This window comes from Streptomyces sp. NPDC055025 (genome assembly GCF_053608565.1).
The window spans coordinates 34,476-50,971 of record NZ_JBSGVS010000054.1 but is presented as its reverse complement, the minus strand read 5'-3'; the positions used below and the strand labels follow the sequence as shown (position 1 = coordinate 50,971).

Genomic DNA, 16,496 nt, shown 5'->3' with positions numbered 1-16,496 from the left:
CCCGGCTCAGCGTGCCCGGCTCAGCCGGCGGCGCGCGCGGCCATCCGCGCCTTGCGGGCGGCGAGCTTCTCGTCGAACTTGTTCGCCTCGCTGTTCAGCCCGCCCATGTACAGGCCGACCTCCTCCTGGGCCCGGAGCCCCTCCGGACCCAGCCCGTCGATGTCCAGCACCTTGAGGAAGCGCAGCACCGGCTGGAGCACGTCGTCGTGGTGGATCCGCATGTTGTAGATCTCGCCGATGGCCATCTGCGCGGCGGCCCGCTCGAAGCCCGGCATACCGTGTCCCGGCATCCGGAAGTTCACCACCACATCACGCACGGCCCGCATGGTCGGATCCGGCGCGATCTCGAAGGCGGCGCCCAGCAGATTGCGGTAGAAGACCATGTGCAGATTCTCGTCGGTGGCGATCCGCGCCAGCAGCCGGTCGCAGACCGGGTCGCCCGACTGATGCCCGGTGTTGCGGTGCGAGACCCGGGTGGCCAGCTCCTGGAAGGCCACGTACGCGACGGAGTGCAGCATCGAGTGGCGGTTGTCGGACTCGAAGCCCTCCGCCATGTGTGCCATCCGGAACTGCTCCAGCTTGTCCGGGTCGACGGCCCGCGAGGCGAGCAGATAGTCACGCAGCACGATGCCGTGCCGGCCCTCCTCCGCGGTCCAGCGGTGCACCCAGGTGCCCCAGGCCCCGTCGCGGCCGAAGAGGCTGGCGATCTCGTGGTGGTAGCTGGGGAGGTTGTCCTCGGTCAGCAGATTCACCACGAGCGCGATCTTGCCGATCTCGGTGACCTTCGACTGCTCGGGCTCCCAGGCCTCGCCATCCTCGAATATCCCGGGGAAGTTGCGGCCGTCCGTCCAGGGAACGTACTCGTGCGGCATCCAGTCCTTGGCGACCTTGAGATGACGGTTGAGTTCCTTCTCCACCACCTCTTCCAGCGCGTACAGCAGTCGGGCGTCGGTCCACGCGTCCGAACTGCCGAGGTGGGGAGAGACGAGTGTCACGGGTGCTCCTGGGGGACGGGAGATGTTTTACCTACGGGTTCGTAGGTTACGACACCGTAGGTTAAAGCCGTAGTAAGCCGGAGGCCAAGCCCGTGGCGCTCGAATCCCCTCACGCACAGCGATGGAAGCCCTGTGCGCGCCGCGGGATCGACCGTTACGCCCGGTCATGTGTGCAGGTCGCGCAGGCGTACGGAGAGACAGGTCACACATCCTTCGAGTTTCTCGAACTCACTGATGTCGACCGGTACGGGCTCATAGCCCAGTTTCCCGAACAGCTCCGCCGTCGCGGGCGCGCTCGCCGCCATCAGCAGCTTTCCGCCGCCGAGCAGCACCACATGCCCGCCGTGCTCCTCCGGCACGGGCAGGAAACGCGGGAAGAGGGCGGGCGTGTCGACCAGCGGCTCATGGCCGACGACCGTGCCGTCCGGCAGCGCGGTCACCGCGGACTTGAGATGGAGCACCTTGCTCACCGGTACGGCGACCACCCGCGCCCCGAGCGGTTCGAAGGCGGCGCGCAACTGCCGTACCCCCGCCGCGTTCGTCCTGCCGCCCAGGCCGACGTAGACCGTGTCACCGGCCTTGAGGACATCGCCGCCGTCGAGTGTGCCCGGCTCGCGCACCCGGTTCACCGAGCAGCCGAGCCGGGCCAGTTCCTCCTCCACCGCGGGTGTCTCGGGCCGGCGTGAGGGGGCGCCGGGCCGGGTGATGAGCGCGACGTTCCGGAACATCACGACGGCGTCCTCGACGAACACGCCGTCAGGACAGTCGTCGGCCGGCGCCACCTCGAAGGTCTCCCAGCCGTGCTCGCGCAGCGTCCGCGCGTACCGCTCCCACTGCGCGAGCGCGAGAGCGGTGTCGACGGGCTCGCGCGTGAGATGGGTGACCAGCCCCTCGGCGAGGCGCGGGCTCGGACGGCGGATCAGGGCTTTCCTGCTGGGCACGGGCGGATCTCCAGGTCGGTGGGCACGGGGACACCGCCCATCATGAGAGGTTCCGCTCCTCGTGCGGAAGGACGCCGTCCATCATGACCCGCCGCGCGGGAGCGGGCGAAATGCCCGTCGGTACGGGCGCCCCCCACTGCCACCCGAGCTGCTCACATCCCCCGCGCCCGCCCCTGGTCCTGCCTCCGTTACCGGCCCGGAGCCCGCCCCGGAGCCCGCCTCAGATCCCGCCTCAGATACTCGGCGGTGAACGACGTCGGGTGCTCGGCCAGCAGCCGTGGCGTGCCCTCGAAGACGATCTCACCGCCGTGCTTGCCGCCGTCGGGACCGAGGTCGATCACCCAGTCGGCGCTCTTGACCACATCCATGTTGTGCTCGACGCAGATCACCGAGTTCCCCGCGTCGACCAGCCGGTCCAGCAGCGCGACAAGGGTGTCCACATCCGCCATGTGCAGTCCGGTGGTGGGCTCGTCCAGGATGTACACACTGCCCGTACGGTGCAGCTGAGTGGCGAGTTTGATGCGCTGCCGCTCCCCTCCGGAGAGCGAGCTGAGCGGCTGGCCGAGCGTCAGATAGGTGAGCCCGACGTCATTGAGCGTCCGCAGCTTCCGCCTCAGTGTCCTGTCCTCGAAGAACTCCATCGCCACCGCCGCCGTCATATCGAGTACGTCGACGATCGAGCGGCCCCTCACCCGGTGTCCGAGCACCTCGTCGTGGAAGCGCCGTCCCTCGCAGACATGACAGGTCGTCGTCACCGGATCCATGAAGGCCAGATCGGTGTAGATCAGCCCGCGCCCCGAGCACTCCGCGCACGCGCCGGAGGAGTTGAAGCTGAACAGCCCCGGCTGGACCCCGTTCTCCTTGGCGAAGATCTTCCGGATGGTGTCCATGATCCCGAGATAGGACGCCGGTGTGGAGCGGGACGAAGCGGTGATCGCGCCCTGGTCGATGACGATCGTCTCCGGGTACGCCGTGGTGAGGACACCGGAGACCAGACTCGACTTCCCGGAGCCCGCGACCCCGGTCACCGCCGTGAGCACCCCGGTCGGGAACCGTACGTCGACGCCCTTCAGATTGTGCAGGGCCGCCCCGGTCACCGGGAGCCAGCCGTCCGGCGTACGGAACGCTTCCTTCAGGGGGGTACGGCGGCGCAGACAGCGGCCGGTGAGCGTATCGGCCTCCTTGAGCAGTTCCACCGGTCCCTCGTACACCGCGTGGCCGCCCTCGGTACCCGCTCTCGGACCCATGTCGACCACATGGTCCGCGATCGCCATCACATCCGGGTCGTGCTCCACCACCAGCACCGTATTGCCCTTGTCGCGCAGCCGGATCAGCAGATCGTTCAGCCGGCCGACATCGCGCGGATGCAGTCCCACGCTCGGCTCGTCGAAGATGAAGGTGAGACCGGTCAGTGAACTCCCCAGATGGCGCACCACCTTGAGCCGCTGGCCCTCACCGCCCGAGAGTGTGCTGGTCTCCCGGTCCAGACTGAGATAGCCGAGCCCGATCCCCACCAGCCGCTCCAGCCGTTCCCGGGCGGCGGCCGCGAGCGGAGTGGCCACCGGATCGTCGATCCGGCCCAGCACCTCCACCAGATCGGTGACCTCCATCCTGGTGTAGTCGGCGATGTTCAGCCCGTCGATCCGGGTCGCGAGCGCGGCCTCGTTGAGCCTGGCTCCCCCGCAGGCCTCACAGAGCCGCTCCACGGTGAAGCGGGCCGCCGTCTCCCGGCGCTTCTCGGAGAGACCGGCGGTGTCACGCTTGAGGAAGAGCCGGGTGAAGCGGCTCACTATGCCCTCGAACTTCACATCCACGGAGCCGGACCTCAGCTCCAGACGGACCTTGAAGTCCCCGCCGTGCAGGAGCAGTTCACGCTCCTCGTCGGTGTACTCGCCGATCGGTCTGGACCGGTCGAAGTGGCCGGAGTCGGCGTACAGGCTCCACTCCCAGCTCCCCACCGAGAGTCCGGGCAGCAGCAGCGCTCCCTCGTCGAGCGACTTCGTCCAGTCGATCGCCCGGTCGATGTCGAGCCTGACCACCCGGCCCACACCGTCACAGACGGCGCACATCCCCGAGGGATCGTTGAAGGAGTACGCCGTCGCGGCGCCGGCGCTCGGCGTGCCATGGCGGGAGAACAGCACCCGGATCACCGAGTAGATATCGGTCATCGTGCCGACCGTGGAGCGCACATTGCCGCCGATCGGTTTCTGGTCCACGACCACCGCCACCGAGAGATCGTCGATCGAGTCGACCTGGGGGCGCTCGTACTTCGGCAGGAAGCTCCTGATGAACGAGGTGAACGTCTCGTTGAGCTGGCGCTGCGACTCCACGGCGACGGTGTCGAAGACGATCGACGACTTGCCGGACCCCGACACCCCGGTGAAGACCGTGATCCTTTCCTTGGGGATGGTGAGTGACACGTCCTGGAGATTGTTCTCACGGGCGCCCGTGATGACGATGTTCTGAGGCATGCCCCGACGCTAACCGGGAATCCTGACATCTTCCGTCGAGTTTTCCGGTCGCGCCGGGGCGATGGATTCCGGCAACCTCAGCGGTTCCGGCGGCTCGGGTCGCTCGGCCGGCCGGGCACCCGAACACGTCCTAGGAGTAAGGCAGTTCCGTCTCCAGCACCTCCTCGGCGCTGGTGTCCCGCAGCTCCCCGTCGAGCAGCAGCCAGCGCGTGATGCCGATCGACTCCAGGAACGGCAGGTCGTGGCTCGCCACGATCAGCGCGCCCTCGTACGACTCCAGCGCGGCGGTGAGTCTGCGCACGCTCGCCATGTCCAGATTGTTCGTCGGCTCGTCCAGCATGAGCAGCTGCGGGGCGGGCTCGGCGAGCAGCAGGGCGGCGAGCGAGGCACGGAACCGCTCTCCGCCGGAGAGCGTCCCGGCCGGCTGGTCGGCCCGCGCGCCCCGGAACAGAAAGCGCGCCAGCCGCGCCCTGATCAGGTTGTTCGTCGCGGCGGGCGCGAGGCGCGCCACGTTCTCCACCACGCTCAGCGAGTCGTCGAGCACATCGAGCCGCTGAGGCAGGAAGCGCACCGGCACCTGGGCGAACGCCTCACCGGAGACCGGCTCCAGCTCCCCGGCGACCGTACGCAGCAGTGTGGTCTTGCCCGCGCCGTTGCGCCCCACGAGCGCGATCCGCTCGGGGCCGTGGATCTCGAACCAGCCCCTGGCCTCGGCTCCATGGCGCATCCGCAGCTCGCGCAGGGTCAGTACGCTCCTGCCCGGATGGACCTTGGTGTACGGCAGCTCGATACGGACCTCGTCGTCGTCCCGTACCGCCTCCACCGCCTCGTCGAGACGCTCCTTCGCCTCGGCGAGCTTCTCGGCGTGCATGGTGCGGTGTCTGCCCGCGGACTCCTGGGCGGCCCGCTTGCGCAGATTCATCACAATGCGCGGCTCCCGCTTGCTGTCGTACATCCTCTGGCCGTAGCGCGCCCGCTTGGCCAACTTGACCTGGGCGTCCGCCAGTTCGCGCTTCTGCCGCTGTACGTCCGCCTCCGCGACCCGCACCATGCGCTCGGCCGCGTCCTGCTCCTGGGCCAGTGCCTCCTCGTACGCAGTGTAATTGCCGCCGTACCACTTCACCTCGCCCTCGTGCAGATCGGCGATCTGGTCCACGCGCTCCAGCAGTTCACGGTCATGGCTCACCACGACCAGCACCCCGGACCAGGACGCGACCGCCGCGTACAGCCGCCGCCGCGCGTGCAGATCGAGATTGTTCGTCGGCTCGTCCAGCAGCAGCACACCGGGCCTGGCCAGCAGCAGCGAGGCCAGCCGCAGCAGCACGCACTCGCCGCCCGACATCTCGCCGATGGTGCGATCGAGCCCGATCCCTCCGAGGCCGAGCTGGTCGAGGGTGGCGCGGGCGCGCTCCTCGACATCCCAGTCGTCGCCGACGGCGGTGAAGTGCTCCTCGCTCGCGTCGCCCGCCTCGATGGCGTGCAGCGCGGCGCGGGTCGCGGCGATACCGAGGGCCTCGTCCACCCGTAGCCCGGTGTCGAGCACCACGGTCTGCGGAAGGTAGCCGATGTCACCGGCGACCCTGATCTTCCCTTCGGACGGGGCCAGTTCGCCCGCGATGAGCTTCAACAGCGTTGATTTTCCTGATCCGTTGCGTCCGATCAGGCCGGTTCTGCCGGGGCCGACGGCGAGTTGGAAGCCGTCGAGGACGCTCGTCCCGTCGGGCCATCGGAAGGACAGGGCGGTGCAGGTGATATGGGCGGGGGAAGGTGACATACAGGTCTCCGGTCGCTGCGCGGTACCGCGAAGTACCGCGAGAGGGGCAGGGCAACGGATGGAGACACCGCGGAACAGGAGAGGTCCCGGTCGGGGGAGGACGGCTCGACGGCCGAGGTCACACACGAGAACGCACGGACGAATCCGGTGCGGCACGGTGTCTCAGGACCTCAGACGAGCAACGTCCTACTCCAATCGACGACAACAGGACGGCACCCACGGTAGGAAGCGGCCGAGGTGGGTGTCAAAGCGATTATCGGAGGTGGCCGGGCACGGCCCGGGGGGCGTCAGCAGGCGTCGCGCAGCAGCTCGGTCAGATCGTGGTCCAGATTCAGATGGAGATGCTCGCGGCCGACCGGGACGAGGTCCTCGGAGCGCTCCAGGAAGCGGCGCAGATCGGAGGTGCGCAGATGCACCATCGCGGTGCCCTCGGGAGCGTGGAACTCCACGACCGTACGGCCGTAACCGAAGGGCCGCACCCGGACATCACCGAGACCGACCGGCTCGTACATCCCCGTGGTCAGCAGCTCACGGGAGAACTCCCAGGTCACTTCGGTGCCCTCCAGCGTCGCGAGCGGCGGGAACGCCATGCGGACGGCGAAGGGGTCGGTCCGGTCGTAGCGGAGTGTCGCGGCGACGGTCTCGGTCCTGGGGGCGGACGCGACCAGTCGGGCCTGTACAGCCTGCTCGATGACGGGTGACATGACCTGATCCCCTTCGTCGGACCGCTGGTGGATCGGCGCGGTTCTCTCTCCTACAGAGAGGACGGCTGAGCGGCCCGATCAGTGCTCCGGAAGGTGGGTGACGTACGTCACCTGACGGCGCCGGTTGAACAGGGCCGTGCCGCATGCCCGGCTCCCGGGGGCGGACCCGGCCCTGGATCTACCGGCGGTAGGCGTCCAGCGCGGGAACCGTCCTCGTCGCGGTGAACTCCGTGATCCGGTACGCGCAGACGCCGCCGGCCGTGAAGGGATCGGCCGCCGTCAGCCGCTCGATCTCCGCGCGGTCGTCCCCGACGGCCAGGATCACCCCGCCGTCGGGCGGATTCTTACGGCCCGAGGCCAGGAAGACGCCGGACTCGTAACCGGTGTTCAGCCAGTCCATATGGGCGTCGCGCAGCGCGTCGACCTGGTTGAGGGGCGCGGTGTAGGTCAGTTCCAGTACGAACATGATCGCCAGATTAGCCAGCAGCCGCGTCAGGTCCGGACCGGGGCCGCGACAGATCCGGGCCAGAGTCGCCTCAGATCCGGGTCCGGGTCGCCTCAGATCCGGGTCCGGCCGCTGGACAGGCTCCGGACAAGGGGCCCATTAGGGTGTGATCACCATGACGGAGATCAGGACGCCTCGGGACGAGGCCGAGGCACGCGCCGTCCAGGACGAGCTGCGCGGGCGTGTCGTGCTCGACGAAGCGGGGCCGCCGGCCGGTACGGGACTGGTGACCGGTGTGGACGTGGCGTACGACGACGCGCGCGATGTCGTCGCCGCGGCGGCCGTCGTGCTCGACGCCGCCACGCTCGCCGTGGTGGACGAGGCGACGGCCGTCGGCCGGGTCACCTTCCCGTACGTCCCCGGCCTGCTGGCTTTCCGGGAGATCCCCACGGTCCTCGCCGCTCTCGACGCCCTCGGCTCCGACCCCGGCCTGGTCGTCTGCGACGGCTACGGTCTGGCCCATCCGCGCCGCTTCGGCCTCGCCGCACACCTCGGAGTGCTCACCGGACTGCCGGTGTTCGGAGTGGCGAAGAACCCCTTCACGTTCTCGTACGCACAGCCGGGCACCCGGCGCGGTGACTTCTCGCCGCTGCTGGCCGACGACGGCGAGGAGGTCGGCCGGGCGCTGCGCACCCAGCCGGACGTCAAGCCGGTGTTCGTCTCGGTCGGCCACCGTGTCGACCTCGACACCGCCTGCGCCCACACGCTGCGGCTGACCCCCGCGTACCGGCTTCCCGAGTCCACCCGCAGAGCGGACGCCCTCTGCCGCCGGGCGCTGCGCGAGGCCACGGCGTAGGCCGCCGCTCCCGGCCTTCCCCCGCTTCCCGCTCAGCCTTCCCTCCCCGCTCTTCGCTTTCCCGCTCCCCGCTCCCCGCTGCCCGCCTTCCCGGGCTCCGGCCCGCTCGGTGCCCGTCCGCGTGCCGTGCGGGCCGGAGCGCTGTAGAACGGGAGGGATCTCCAGGACGCGGCGGAAAACCAAGCGCTTGCTCGCTCGGGGGTTGTGCGGAGTGCGGCACCTTCTTAGCATCACTGCTGTTACATCAGTTGTGTCACAGTGCTGGGGGCAGGATGGCAACGACGGAGAACGGCCCGCTGACCGGGGTACGCGTGGTCGAGCTGGCCGGAATCGGGCCGGGGCCGTTCGCCGCCATGACCCTCGCGGACCTCGGCGCCGATGTCGTACGGATCGACCGTCCCGGCGGGGCCGGTCTCGGTATCGATTCGGCCCACGATCTGACCAACCGCAACAAACGCTCCGTGCTGATCGACCTCAAGACCGAGGACGGCGCCGCGCGCGTGCTCGATCTCGCCGAGCGCGCCGATGTGCTGATCGAGGGCTACCGCCCCGGTGTCGCCGAGCGCCTCGGTATCGGACCCGAGGAGTGTCTCGGCCGTAATCCGCGCCTGGTGTACGGACGGATGACCGGCTGGGGCCAGGAAGGCCCGCTCGCCGACCGCGCGGGGCACGACATCGGCTATATCGCGGTCAGCGGCGCCCTCTCCATGATCGGGAAGGCCGGTGAGCCGCCGGCCGTCCCGGCGAATCTGCTCGGTGACTACGCGGGCGGCGCCCTCTACCTCGTGATCGGAGTGCTCGCGGCGCTCCAGCACGCCCGCACTCCGGACGGTACGGGCCAGGTCGTTGACGCGGCGATCGTCGACGGGACCGCCCATCTCACCACCATGATCCACGCCATGATGGGCGCGGGCGGCTGGCAGGACCGGCGGGGAGCGAATCTGCTCGACGGCGGCAGCCCGTTCTACGGCTCGTACGAGACCGCCGACGGCGAGTACATGGCGGTCGGACCGCTGGAGCAGCGGTTCTACAACGAGTTCATCGAGTCGCTCGGGATCGCGGACGAGGTCCCCGCCCGTAAGGACTTCGGCCGCTGGGACGAGCTGCGGGACGCCGTCGCGGCCCGGTTCCGGACGAAGACACGCGCGGAGTGGACGGCGGTCTTCGAGGGGACCGACGCCTGTGTCGCCCCCGTGCTCTCACTGCGCGAGGCCCCCGCCCACCCCCATCTCGCGGCCCGTGGCACCTTCGTCGACCACGGGGGGCTCGTCCAGCCCGCGCCCGCGCCCCGTTTCTCCGTCACACCCGGCTCGGTGCGCCGTGGTCCCGCCAGGCCGGGCGCGGACACCGCCGAGATCGCCCGCGACTGGGGACTGCCGTCGCTCGCCGGGCCCTCGCCCGCCGAACCCCCGCTCACGGAGTCCTCCCTCACGGAGTCCTCTCTCGCCGAGTCCTCCGTCGCCGAGTCCTCGCCGCCCGCGCTCGCGAAGGAGGACAGTTGAACCGAGCGTTGAAGCCGAAGGGGATCGGCGACCGGGCGTCGCCCTCCTGAGCCCCGCCCCGAACCGACCGTGCGCCCCTCATCGCGCCCCTCATCTCAGCGAAAGGCAGTCGCCGTGAGTACCGAAGCGTTCGTCTACGACGCGATCCGCACCCCGCGCGGTCGCGGCAAGGCCAATGGCGCCCTGCACGGCACCAAGCCCATCGATCTCGTCGTCGGACTGATCCATGAGATGCGCCGACGGCTGCCCGGACTCGACCCGGAGGCGATCGACGACATCGTCCTCGGTGTGGTGAGCCCGCTCGGTGACCAGGGTTCGGACATCGCCCGGATCGCGGCGATCGCCGCCGGACTGCCCGACTCCGTTGCCGGCGTACAGGAGAACCGCTTCTGCGCCTCCGGGCTCGAAGCCGTCAATCTGGCCGCGGCCAAGATCCGCTCCGGCTGGGAGGATCTGGTCCTCGCGGGCGGCGTCGAGTCGATGTCGCGGGTGCCGATGGGTTCCGACGGCGGTGCCTGGGCCATGGACCCGATGACCAGCTTCGCGACCGGCTTCGCCCCGCAGGGCATCGGCGCCGACCTGATCGCCACCCTCGGCGGATTCAGCCGGCGCGATGTGGACGAGTTCGCGGCGCTCTCCCAGGAGCGGGCCGCCGCCGCGTGGAAGGAGGGCCGTTTCGACCGCTCGGTCGTTCCCGTCCTCGACCGCAACGGACTGACCGTCCTCGACCGCGACGAGCATCCGCGCCCCGGCACCACCGCCGACTCGCTCGCCGCGCTGAAGCCGTCGTTCGCCGCGATCGGCGAGGCGGGCGGATTCGACGCCGTCGTCCTCCAGAAGTACCACTGGGTCGAGAAGATCGACCATGTCCACCACGCGGGCAACTCCTCCGGCATCGTGGACGGCGCGGCCCTCGTCGCCATCGGCTCCCGGGAGACCGGCGAGCGCTACGGACTCACCCCGCGCGCCAGGATCGTCTCCGCCGCGGTCTCCGGCTCCGAGCCGACCATCATGCTGACCGGACCCGCGCCCGCGAGCCGCAAGGCCCTCGCCAAGGCCGGACTGACGATGGACGACATCGACCTGGTGGAGATCAACGAGGCCTTCGCGGCGGTCGTGCTGCGCTTCGTCGAGGAGATGGGGGTGCCGCTGGAGAAGGTCAATGTGAACGGCGGGGCGATCGCGCTCGGCCATCCGCTGGGGGCCACCGGCGCCATGATCCTCGGCACGCTCATCGACGAACTGGAGCGCAGGGACCAGCGGTACGGACTGGTCACGCTCTGTGTCGGCGGTGGCATGGGGGTCGCCACCGTGGTCGAACGCCTCTGACCGTTCCGCCGGCCCCGGCCGTCCCCGGGCCGGTGTGCCTGTCGCGGCGGTCCGTCCCGGTCCGTCGGTCTCTCCGCCCCAGCGCGCCCAGCCCGTCCGCCCGTCCGCCCTTCCGCCCCTGCGCCCTTCTGCCCGGCCCGTCCGCCTCTCCGCCCCCCTCTCCCCTCGTCCCCCGCCATGGATTACGGAGCAGCAGCATGAGCGAGTCCACCACCCCGGCGTCCTCGGCCATCCGCTGGGAACAGGACGGATCGGGCATCGTCACCCTCGTCCTGGACGACCCCCGCCGGTCCGCCAACACCATGAACGAGACCTTCCGGCACTCCCTCGCGGCGGTCGCCGAGCGCGCGGAGGCGGAGCGGGACGGCATCCGCGGCATCATCGTCACCTCCGCCAAGAAGACCTTCTTCGCGGGCGGCGACCTCAAGGACATGATCAAGCTCGGCCCGGCCGACGCCCAGCAGGTGTTCGACAGCGGCATGGGCGTCAAGCACGCCCTGCGGCGTCTCGAAACCCTGGGCAGGCCCATCGTCGCCGCCATCAACGGGGCCGCGCTGGGCGGTGGTTACGAGATCGCCCTCGCCTGCCACCACCGGATCGCCCTCGACGCGCCGGGATCGCGGATCGGGCTGCCCGAGGTCACGCTCGGACTGCTGCCGGCGGCCGGCGGGGTCACCCGTACCGTACGGCTGCTGGGCATCACGGACGCGCTGCTCAAGGTGCTCCTCCAGGGCACCCAGTACTCCCCGCGGCGCGCGCTGGAGGCCGGGCTCGTCCATGAGGTCGCCGCCACCACGGACGAGATGCTCGCGGCGGCCCGTGCCTTCATCGACGCCCACCCCGAGTCCGCGCAGCCCTGGGACGTCAAGGGCTACCGGATTCCCGGCGGTACGCCGTCGAGTCCACGCTTCGCCGCCAACCTGCCGGCGTTCCCCGCCAATCTGAAGAAGCAGCTCGCGGGCGCCCCTCTCCCGGCGCCGCGCGATATCCTCGCGGCGGCCGTCGAGGGCTCTCAGGTCGACTTCGAGACCGCGCAGACCGTGGAGGCCCGCTACTTCACCGAACTGGTCACCGGGCAGACCGCCAAGAACATGATCCAGGCGTTCTTCTTCGACCTCCAGGCCGTCAACTCGGGGGCCGGCCGGCCCCAGGGCATTCCACCGCGCGAGATCCGCAGGGTCGCGGTCCTCGGCGCGGGCATGATGGGCGCGGGCATCGCCTATTCCTGCGCGCGCGCCGGGCTCGATGTCGTCCTGAAGGACGTCTCGCAGGACGCCGCCGACCGGGGCAAGGCGTACTCCGAGAAGCTGCTCGCCAAGGCGCTCTCCCGCGGCCGTACGACCGAGGAGCGGCGCGACGAGCTGCTCGCCCGTATCACGCCGACCGCCGACCCCGCCGATCTCGCGGGCTGCGACGCCGTGATTGAGGCGGTCTTCGAGGATCCGGCGCTCAAGCACAAGGTGTTCCAGGAGATCCAGGACATCGTGGAGCCCGACGCGCTGCTCTGCTCCAACACCTCCACCCTGCCCATCACCCTGCTCGCCGAAGGTGTCTCCCGGCCCGCCGACTTCATCGGGCTGCACTTCTTCTCGCCGGTCGACAAGATGCCGCTGGTCGAGATCATCAGGGGGGAGCGGACGGGCGACGAAGCCCTCGCCCGCGCCTTCGATCTGGTGCGCGCGATCAAGAAGACCCCGATCGTCGTCAACGACTCGCGCGGCTTCTTCACCTCACGGGTGATCGGGCAGTTCATCAACGAGGGGGTCGCGATGGTTGGCGAGGGCATCGAGCCCGCGTCGGTCGAACAGGCCGCCGCGCAGGCCGGCTACCCCGCCAAGGTGCTCGCCCTGATGGACGAGCTGACGCTCACCCTGCCGCGGAAGATCCGCGACGAGAGCAGGCGCGCGGTGGAGGAGTCGGGGGGCACCTGGGCCGGACACCCGGCGGACGCGGTCGTCGACCGGATGGTGGACGAGTTCGGCCGTACGGGACGCGCGGGCGGCGCGGGCTTCTACGAGTACGACGCGGACGGCAGGCGCGTCAGGCTCTGGCCGGGGCTGCGGGAGCACTTCGGAAAGGCGGACGCGCGCGACGCGCGGGACCTCTTCCCCGACATGCGGGAGCGGATGCTCTTCTCCGAGGCGCTGGACTCGGTGCGCTGTCTGGAGGAGAACGTCCTCACATCGGTCGCCGACGCCAATATCGGCTCGATCATGGGCATCGGCTTCCCGGCCTGGACGGGTGGGGTGCTCCAGTACATCAATGGCTACGAGGGCGGGCTGCCCGGCTTCGTCACGCGCGCCCGTGAGCTGGCGGGGCGGTACGGCGAGCGGTTCGAACCGCCCGCGCTGCTGGTGGAGAAGGCCGAGAAGGGGGAGACGTTCAGCGACGCGTGAGGCCTTGGCCGGGCGCGGCCCGGCGCGGCGCGTCGGGCGAACCCGCCGGCGCGTCGGGCGAACGCGTCCGTCGCCCCTGCCGGGCGCCCCCGCCGGGCGAATCGGTCAGGCGGTCAGGCGCGTGCGGGCCGCTCGGACGGCGTACGGCGGTACCGCCGCGTACTCACTCCGCCTCCGCCTGGAACGCGGCCCGCAGCTCCTCCTTCAGCGACCGCTGGAACGCCGTGACCAGCGCCTGCACCACCAGCGGCTCCATATGCGCGGAGAGCGACCTCACCGCCGCGATCCGCTCCGGGCCGGACCCGTCGTGTCCGTACGCGGGTGACACCTCGTCCCGGAACATCCGGGTCAGCTCGCGTGCCGCCTCACGGGTGTGCTCCAGCAGGACCGTACGGGCCGCGAGGATCGTCTCCTGCGAGATCGGCACGTCGAGCAGTTCGACGCAGAGCCGCAGCAGCGCGGGGTCCAGCCGGTAGGTGTCCGGGCGGTCGGCGCGGGCCAGGGCGCCCATCGCGGCGAGCCGGTCGATGTCCTCCTCCGCCAGCGCCCGTCCCGCCCTGCTCTCCAGCTCCGTCCGGGTCGCGTCCTCGGGCGCGTCCGGCGCCCAGGAGGCGACCAGCGCCCGGTGGATCGCCAGATCGCGCGCGCTGAGACCGGGCGGCAACTGCTCCAGATAGCGTTCGATCGCGGCGAGTGTCATGCCCTGGCGCTGGAGCTCCTCGATCAGGGCCAGCCGGGAGAGATGCCCGGCCCCGTAGTGCCCGACCCTGCGCGGCCCGATGACCGGCGGCGGCAGGAGTCCCCGGGTGCTGTAGAACCGCACGGTGCGCACGGTGACGCCGGCCCGCGCGGCGAGCTCGTCGACCGTGAGCGTAGGCCTCTCGGTCTCGGTGGCCATGGCCCGCACCTCGCTTCCGGCTGGCAAGGGTCGACAGATCGACTCGGTGGAACCCAGTGGAACAGTATTGCTGTGCCATCACCGTTGTGAAAGTGGCGGCCCGGGGAGAAAACCGCGGGGGTGGGTGTCAGTGCCCGCTCGTACGGTGGTGCCATGTCGGAGATCGGATACGTACGGGGGGACGCCACCGCCCCACAGGGCGAGGGCGTCAAGCTGATCACGCACGTCTGCAACGATCTGGGCGGCTGGGGCAAGGGCTTCGTCCTGGCCCTCTCCCGCCGCTGGCCCGAGCCCGAAGCGGCCTACCGCCGCTGGCACAGGGAGCGGGCCGGGAATGACTTCGGCCTGGGTGCTGTGCAGTATGTCCAGGTCGGCCCGTATCTCTGGGTGGCCAACATGATCGGACAGCGGGGCACCAGGAGGGGCGGTAAGGGGGTGCCCGTGCGGTACGACGCGATCGACAGGGCCCTTGCCTCCGTGGCGGAGCGCGCGGCCGAGCTGGACGCATCGGTCCATATGCCCCGTATCGGCTGCGGCCTCGCGGGCGGCGAGTGGTCCGTGGTCGAGCCGCTGATAGCGGAGCGTCTGCTGACCCGGGGCATAGCGGTGACGGTGTACGACATCGATGGGTCTTAGGTCTGTCTCGCCTTGCGCGTGAGGCGACGAGAACCCCGTCCGGTCGGTCGGTCGGTCGGGTCGTGGGACCCGGTGGACCGGACGGGGTTCGGGGTCAGAACTGCTCGACGAAGTACGGGCTGATCGTCATCCACCCGTTGCCCCGGGCGCCGTTGAGGCGGCCGGAGGAGTTCTTGCCCAGGGTGTACCAGGAGTCCACGTAGTCGGGGTCGTTGGTCCACCAGGACGCGGGGATGGCGTCGAGGATGGCGTTCACGAGGGGGATGTAGGCGCCCTGGTCGGTGATGGTGAGCAGGATGTCCGCGATGGCCTTGGCCAGGGCCTGGTAGTTGGTGTCGCCGTCGTCCTCCATCATCACGACATCGGCGAGGTTGTACTTGTAGGACGACCAGTTGACAAGGATCTGGTTCGGGTAATAGGTGGTCCCGTCGTTGTCCAGATACGGCATGGTCACCGTGTCGACCCGGACCTTGCCGTCGAATCCGAAGCCGCTGACGATCGAGAAGATCTCGGCGTCGCCGGAGATCCAGGGCTCCTCGTCGCTCGACAGATAGACGGCGTCGAGACGGGAGGTCCAGAAGCCGGCCGCGGCGGCGCGGTTCCCCGAGGCCCGGGAGCCCTCGGAGGTCCGGGAGCCCTCGGAGTCCTCGGAGACCTCGGCCGAGGACAGGCCGTGCTTGGCGAGTTCCTTGTCGACGACGCCCAGGCCCGCCGCCATGGCCTTGGTGACGTCGATGTCGACGACATAGACGGGCCGGTCCGGGGTCTTCCGCGCGTCCAGTGTGTGCGCCCGGCCCCGGCTGTCGTAGGCGGTGATCGTCTCGGCGTCGTCATCGGTGGTGGCGGCGGCGACCAGCGGGACCGTTCCCGCCGTCAGCGCGCCGCGCATGGAGTCGGCGGCCAGGCGCAGCCGCAGCAGTGAACCGGTGTCGGCGCTCAGCCCCTTGGCGGCGGCGATGCGCTGGTCGCCTTTGGCGACCGTGGACTTGAGGGCCTGTCCGGCCTTCGCCGTGGCCCGGTCGGTCAGCGCGCGCAGATCGACCTGGTCCGAGGCGAGGGCCGCCGAGCGTATCTGCGCCCGCCATCTCTGGTCGTCGAGCGAGGTGGCGATGGCACGGGCGGTCCGGTCCTCCACCAGACCGACCGCCGAGACCGGCGCGGCGCCGGACGGACTCGGCTGCGAGGCGCCCGCCGTCGGGGACACCACGCCCTGGAGGGCGGCGACGGTGACGGCGGAGAGAGCGAGAGCGGTGGCATGGCGGCGCGTGAAACGCGTGCTCAAGGGTTCCTCCTGGAGGCGTGCCGCGTCCGCCTGCGGCGGGGCGGCGGTTGGGGGGAAGCGTTCAGGACGGAGCCGGATCTATGCGGGTAGATTCCGCTGGGAAAAGCATGTCCGTAGCATGCCAATAACGCAAGGACTCCCCGCCTCGCAGTCCATAACCGTCAAGCGGTCGGGCCGGATTGCGCCGCCCTGGCCGCGTACCCCGGGAGGGAGAGTTTTCCTTGGCTTCGCCCCTTGGCCGCATCCTTTGGCTCGCTCCCCTTGGCT

The 16,496-nt window shown here is 70.1% G+C and carries 13 protein-coding genes; 5 read left to right on the top strand and 8 right to left on the bottom strand.

All coding sequences use genetic code 11. The annotated features are described in order from the left end of the window. Nucleotides 1-20 precede the first annotated feature (20 nt). The 6 genes from ACWGDX_RS28790 to ACWGDX_RS28765 form a co-directional block, all read right to left on the bottom strand. Complete coding sequence (locus ACWGDX_RS28790; RefSeq protein WP_453630162.1) at nucleotides 21-995, bottom strand: acyl-ACP desaturase; 975 nt, start codon at nucleotides 993-995, stop codon at nucleotides 21-23. Between the two features lie 164 nt (nucleotides 996-1,159). Beyond that, complete coding sequence (gene ddaH, locus ACWGDX_RS28785) at nucleotides 1,160-1,936, bottom strand: dimethylargininase (protein ID WP_453630160.1); 777 nt, start codon at nucleotides 1,934-1,936, stop codon at nucleotides 1,160-1,162. 188 nt (nucleotides 1,937-2,124) lie between these two features. Beyond that, on the bottom strand, nucleotides 2,125-4,407 hold the full coding sequence (locus ACWGDX_RS28780; RefSeq protein WP_453630158.1) for an ATP-binding cassette domain-containing protein: 2,283 nt from the start codon (nucleotides 4,405-4,407) through the stop codon (nucleotides 2,125-2,127). Nucleotides 4,408-4,537: 130 nt separating this feature from the next. Then, nucleotides 4,538-6,181: an ABC-F family ATP-binding cassette domain-containing protein gene (locus ACWGDX_RS28775; protein WP_453630156.1), complete on the bottom strand. Its 1,644-nt coding sequence runs from the start codon at nucleotides 6,179-6,181 to the stop codon at nucleotides 4,538-4,540. Nucleotides 6,182-6,468: 287 nt separating this feature from the next. After that, entirely contained in the window at nucleotides 6,469-6,885 is a 417-nt protein-coding gene (locus ACWGDX_RS28770) for a spore wall synthesis regulator SsgD (RefSeq protein ID WP_382859980.1), read from the bottom strand. 178 nt (nucleotides 6,886-7,063) lie between these two features. Next, nucleotides 7,064-7,351 carry a YciI family protein gene (locus tag ACWGDX_RS28765; protein WP_453630154.1) on the bottom strand — a complete coding sequence of 96 codons (288 nt, stop codon included), beginning with the start codon at nucleotides 7,349-7,351 and terminating at the stop codon, nucleotides 7,064-7,066. 154 nt (nucleotides 7,352-7,505) lie between these two features. Between ACWGDX_RS28765 and ACWGDX_RS28760 the strand changes: the two genes are divergently transcribed. The 4 genes from ACWGDX_RS28760 (at nucleotide 7,506) to ACWGDX_RS28745 (ending at nucleotide 13,413) form a co-directional block, all read left to right on the top strand. Next, nucleotides 7,506-8,186 carry an endonuclease V gene (locus tag ACWGDX_RS28760; protein WP_453630153.1) on the top strand — a complete coding sequence of 227 codons (681 nt, stop codon included), beginning with the start codon at nucleotides 7,506-7,508 and terminating at the stop codon, nucleotides 8,184-8,186. Nucleotides 8,187-8,458: 272 nt separating this feature from the next. Then, a complete protein-coding gene (locus tag ACWGDX_RS28755; protein WP_453630151.1) occupies nucleotides 8,459-9,688 on the top strand; it encodes a CaiB/BaiF CoA transferase family protein in 1,230 nt (409 codons plus the stop codon). Between the two features lie 114 nt (nucleotides 9,689-9,802). Next, nucleotides 9,803-11,017, top strand: coding sequence for an acetyl-CoA C-acetyltransferase (locus ACWGDX_RS28750; RefSeq protein ID WP_453630149.1), 1,215 nt, complete (start codon nucleotides 9,803-9,805; stop codon nucleotides 11,015-11,017). Nucleotides 11,018-11,214: 197 nt separating this feature from the next. After that, nucleotides 11,215-13,413, top strand: coding sequence for a 3-hydroxyacyl-CoA dehydrogenase NAD-binding domain-containing protein (locus ACWGDX_RS28745; RefSeq protein ID WP_453630147.1), 2,199 nt, complete (start codon nucleotides 11,215-11,217; stop codon nucleotides 13,411-13,413). 163 nt (nucleotides 13,414-13,576) lie between these two features. On the opposite strand, the gene ACWGDX_RS28740 is transcribed toward ACWGDX_RS28745, so the two are convergent. Continuing rightward, nucleotides 13,577-14,311 (bottom strand): MerR family transcriptional regulator, encoded by a 735-nt coding sequence (locus tag ACWGDX_RS28740; RefSeq protein WP_453630145.1) that lies wholly within the window; start codon nucleotides 14,309-14,311, stop codon nucleotides 13,577-13,579. Nucleotides 14,312-14,464: 153 nt separating this feature from the next. Here ACWGDX_RS28740 and ACWGDX_RS28735 point away from each other — a divergent pair, with 153 nt between their 5' ends. Beyond that, nucleotides 14,465-14,947: a macro domain-containing protein gene (locus ACWGDX_RS28735; protein ID WP_453630143.1), complete on the top strand. Its 483-nt coding sequence runs from the start codon at nucleotides 14,465-14,467 to the stop codon at nucleotides 14,945-14,947. Between the two features lie 94 nt (nucleotides 14,948-15,041). Here ACWGDX_RS28735 and ACWGDX_RS28730 read toward each other — a convergent pair whose 3' ends face one another. Continuing rightward, entirely contained in the window at nucleotides 15,042-16,229 is a 1,188-nt protein-coding gene (locus tag ACWGDX_RS28730) for a DUF3103 family protein (protein ID WP_453630141.1), read from the bottom strand. Between the last annotated feature and the right edge of the window lie 267 nt (nucleotides 16,230-16,496).

Bases quoted from the DNA above. Each gene is read 5' to 3' on its own strand.
- ACWGDX_RS28780 (WP_453630158.1), bottom strand. From the start codon at position 4,407: ATGCCTCAGAACATCGTCATCACGGGCGCCCGTGAGAACAATCTCCAG.
- ACWGDX_RS28775 (WP_453630156.1), bottom strand. From the start codon at position 6,181: ATGTCACCTTCCCCCGCCCATATCACCTGCACCGCCCTGTCCTTCCGA.
- ACWGDX_RS28770 (WP_382859980.1), bottom strand. From the start codon at position 6,885: ATGTCACCCGTCATCGAGCAGGCTGTACAGGCCCGACTGGTCGCGTCC.
- ACWGDX_RS28765 (WP_453630154.1), bottom strand. From the start codon at position 7,351: ATGTTCGTACTGGAACTGACCTACACCGCGCCCCTCAACCAGGTCGAC.
- ACWGDX_RS28760 (WP_453630153.1), top strand. From the start codon at position 7,506: ATGACGGAGATCAGGACGCCTCGGGACGAGGCCGAGGCACGCGCCGTC.
- ACWGDX_RS28755 (WP_453630151.1), top strand. From the start codon at position 8,459: ATGGCAACGACGGAGAACGGCCCGCTGACCGGGGTACGCGTGGTCGAG.
- ACWGDX_RS28745 (WP_453630147.1), top strand. From the start codon at position 11,215: ATGAGCGAGTCCACCACCCCGGCGTCCTCGGCCATCCGCTGGGAACAG.
- ACWGDX_RS28740 (WP_453630145.1), bottom strand. From the start codon at position 14,311: ATGGCCACCGAGACCGAGAGGCCTACGCTCACGGTCGACGAGCTCGCC.
- ACWGDX_RS28735 (WP_453630143.1), top strand. From the start codon at position 14,465: ATGTCGGAGATCGGATACGTACGGGGGGACGCCACCGCCCCACAGGGC.